The following is a 2,572-nucleotide window of genomic DNA, read 5'->3' as shown; positions in this document are numbered from 1 at the left end:
ACCTGCCGCAGCGCGCTCATCCTGCCGTCTGCACCTATCGTGATCATGTAGTTGACCTTGCCCTCCGGCTGGCGGTTGTATTCGAAGGTGCGGGCGCCCGGCGCCGCCGCAGCGCCGGGCTGCGGCGTTTCGGCCATGTCGGCCGCTTCCCACACCTTCTCGGGCTCGCCAAAGCGGGCGCGTACATCGGCTTCCGTGGCCACGCCTTCTTCCAGTTCGGCAATGCGCTGCGCGTCGCACGCCACCAGGCCCAGGACAAATGAGAGCAGACCCATACAGATGAACGTCCTGACGGAAAAAAGTGCTGAAAAGCCCGTTCGGGCCGGTGCGAAGGAGGGTGGGAAAGGTGGTAACAAGGAACGCAAGGCAGACCCCGGTAAAATCAGCCAACTATACGATTCAGGCAGTTTAGACCCATGTCCCTCCTCAACTTCTTCCGCCGCTCCGACTACACCTCCGATACCACGCAGTTCATCGACCAGCTGAAGGCCAACAAGCCCACGCTGGAAGCCGAGCAACGCGCCGGGCGCGCGCTGTTGTGGGACAAGAACCTGAACCGCACCGAGCAGGCGGAATACGGCGAGGCCAAGGTTCCCCAGCAGCCTTACGTGTACGGCACCAGCAACCACCCGAACGGAAAATAAGGGCCGAACAGGCTTTCAGCCCTTGCAGGACGAGCGCAAGCAGCTATCTTTTTCATAGCAAATCTTTAACGCGCACCGCTTCGGCCTCTTTCATGTCCCAAACCCCTTTTTCACCGTCCCCCCAGGAGCTGCCGCCGGCCGCCGGGCAGGAGCTGTCCGCAACCCTGAGCCCGGACATGCCCGCCGTGATCGACCAGGTGGCGCTGGCGCGCCTCTATGGCGAGCCGCTGTTTGCCATGCCGCACGACCTGTACATCCCGCCGGATGCGCTGCAGGTCTTCCTGGAGGCGTTTGAAGGACCGCTGGACTTGCTGCTGTACCTGATCCGCAAGCAGAACTTCAACATCCTCGACATCCCGATGGCAGCGGTCACGCGCCAGTACCTCACCTACGTCGACGAAATCCGCAGCACCAACCTGGAACTGGCGGCCGAATACCTGCTGATGGCGGCCATGCTGATTGAAATCAAGTCGCGCATGCTGCTGCCGCCCAAGAAGGTGGCGGAAGGCCAGGAGCCGGAAGACCCGCGCGCCGAGCTGGTGCGTCGCCTGCTCGAGTACGAGCAGATCAAGCTGGCCGCCCACAAGCTCAACGAAGTGCCGCAGTTCGGCCGGGATTTCCTGCGCGCGCAGGTGTATGTCGAGCAATCACTGCAGCCGCGCTTTCCCGATGTGCACATCGTGGACCTGCAGGACGCCTGGCGCGACATTGTCAAACGCGCCCGCCTGGTGCAGCACCACGTCATCTCCAGAGAAGAACTCTCGGTGCGCGAGCACATGAGCATCGTGCTGCGCAAGCTGCAGGGCCGCAAGTTCCTCGAGTTCGAAGACCTGTTCGACGCCACGCGCGGCATGCCGGTGCTGGTGGTGACCTTTATCGCGCTGCTGGAGCTCTCCAAGGAAGGCCTGCTGGAAGTCACGCAGGCCGAGGCTTTCGCACCCATCTATGTGCGGCTGGCTTACACCCCAGCCTAAATATTGCCCCCACGGTTCAATGGAGCCCCACGGTCGCTCACTGCGTGTAGCTCCCTGCCCCCGAGGGGCCGCTCCGCCTGCGGTCTGGCAAAGCCAGTCCCGCGGCTCCTGCTTGGCTGGATAGTCCACTCCGCCAGGACCTGATTTCATTTCAACGATGAATGAGTTTCCATGACCGCTGAGAGCCTGGGTTCACACAACTTCGACGTCCTCATCATCGGCAGTGGCCTGGCGGGCCTGTCTGCCGCGCTGCTGCTGGCACCTGGCCGGCGCGTGGCGGTGGTGACCAAACGTGCGCTTGGCGACGGGGCCAGCGGCTGGGCACAGGGCGGCATGGCTGCCGTGCTGGCCGAAGGTGACACGCTGGAGCAGCATGTGAGCGACACGCTGGTCGCAGGTGCGGGCCTTTGCGACCTGCCCGCCACGCGCGCTGTGGTCGAAGGTGCGCCCGAAGCCATTGCCTGGCTGCGTGCGCTGGGCGTGGCTTTTTCGGAAGACGCCGGCCACCCCGGCGAGCTGCACCTGACCCGCGAGGGCGGCCACAGCCAGCGCCGCATCGTGCATGCGGCCGACGCCACCGGCGCTGCCGTGCAGCGCACGCTGATGGAACAGGTCCGCAAGACGCCCGGCATCACGCTCTATGAGCACCACATGCTGGTCGACGTCATCACCGACCGGCATCTCAAACAACCCGGTAACCGCTGCTACGGCGCCTATGTGCTCGACACCGCCAGCGGCGAGGTGCTGACCTTCAGCGCCGGCCACACGATCCTGGCCACCGGCGGYGCGGGCAAGGTGTATCTCTATTCCACCAACCCCGACACCGCCACCGGCGACGGCATTGCCGCGGCCTGGCGCGCGGGCTGCCGCGTGGGCAACATGGAATTCATCCAGTTCCACCCGACCTGCCTCTACCACCCCGACGCCAAATCGTTTTTGATCACGGAAGCCGTG

The 2,572-nt window shown here is 64.3% G+C and carries 3 protein-coding genes and 1 pseudogene; 3 read left to right on the top strand and 1 reads right to left on the bottom strand.

The features are described 5' to 3' along the window. A pseudogene (locus AC1D1P_RS20640) lies at nucleotides 1-275 on the bottom strand (outer membrane protein assembly factor BamE); the annotation flags it as partial. Nucleotides 276-416: 141 nt separating this feature from the next. Between AC1D1P_RS20640 and AC1D1P_RS20635 the strand changes: the two are divergent. From AC1D1P_RS20635 to AC1D1P_RS20625, 3 genes are all read left to right on the top strand, one after another. Continuing rightward, nucleotides 417-644, top strand: a complete 228-nt coding sequence (locus AC1D1P_RS20635; protein ID WP_477674245.1) for a DUF3460 family protein — start codon at nucleotides 417-419, stop codon at nucleotides 642-644. 92 nt (nucleotides 645-736) lie between these two features. Next, nucleotides 737-1,618, top strand: a complete 882-nt coding sequence (locus AC1D1P_RS20630; protein ID WP_477669787.1) for a segregation and condensation protein A — start codon at nucleotides 737-739, stop codon at nucleotides 1,616-1,618. A 171-nt stretch (nucleotides 1,619-1,789) separates the two neighbouring features. Next, nucleotides 1,790-2,572: FAD-dependent oxidoreductase (locus AC1D1P_RS20625; RefSeq protein WP_477674244.1), on the top strand; the 783-nt coding region annotated here is incomplete at its 3' end.

The sequence above is a fragment of the Polaromonas sp. P1_E1_2 genome, assembly GCF_056406035.1.
Note: the sequence above shows the minus strand (reverse complement) of the source record. Positions and strands in the feature narration are given on the sequence as shown.

Coding starts and splice junctions, on each gene's coding strand:
- AC1D1P_RS20630 (WP_477669787.1), top strand. CDS start 737: ATGTCCCAAACCCCTTTTTCACCGTCCCCCCAGGAGCTGCCGCCGGCC.
- AC1D1P_RS20635 (WP_477674245.1), top strand. CDS start 417: ATGTCCCTCCTCAACTTCTTCCGCCGCTCCGACTACACCTCCGATACC.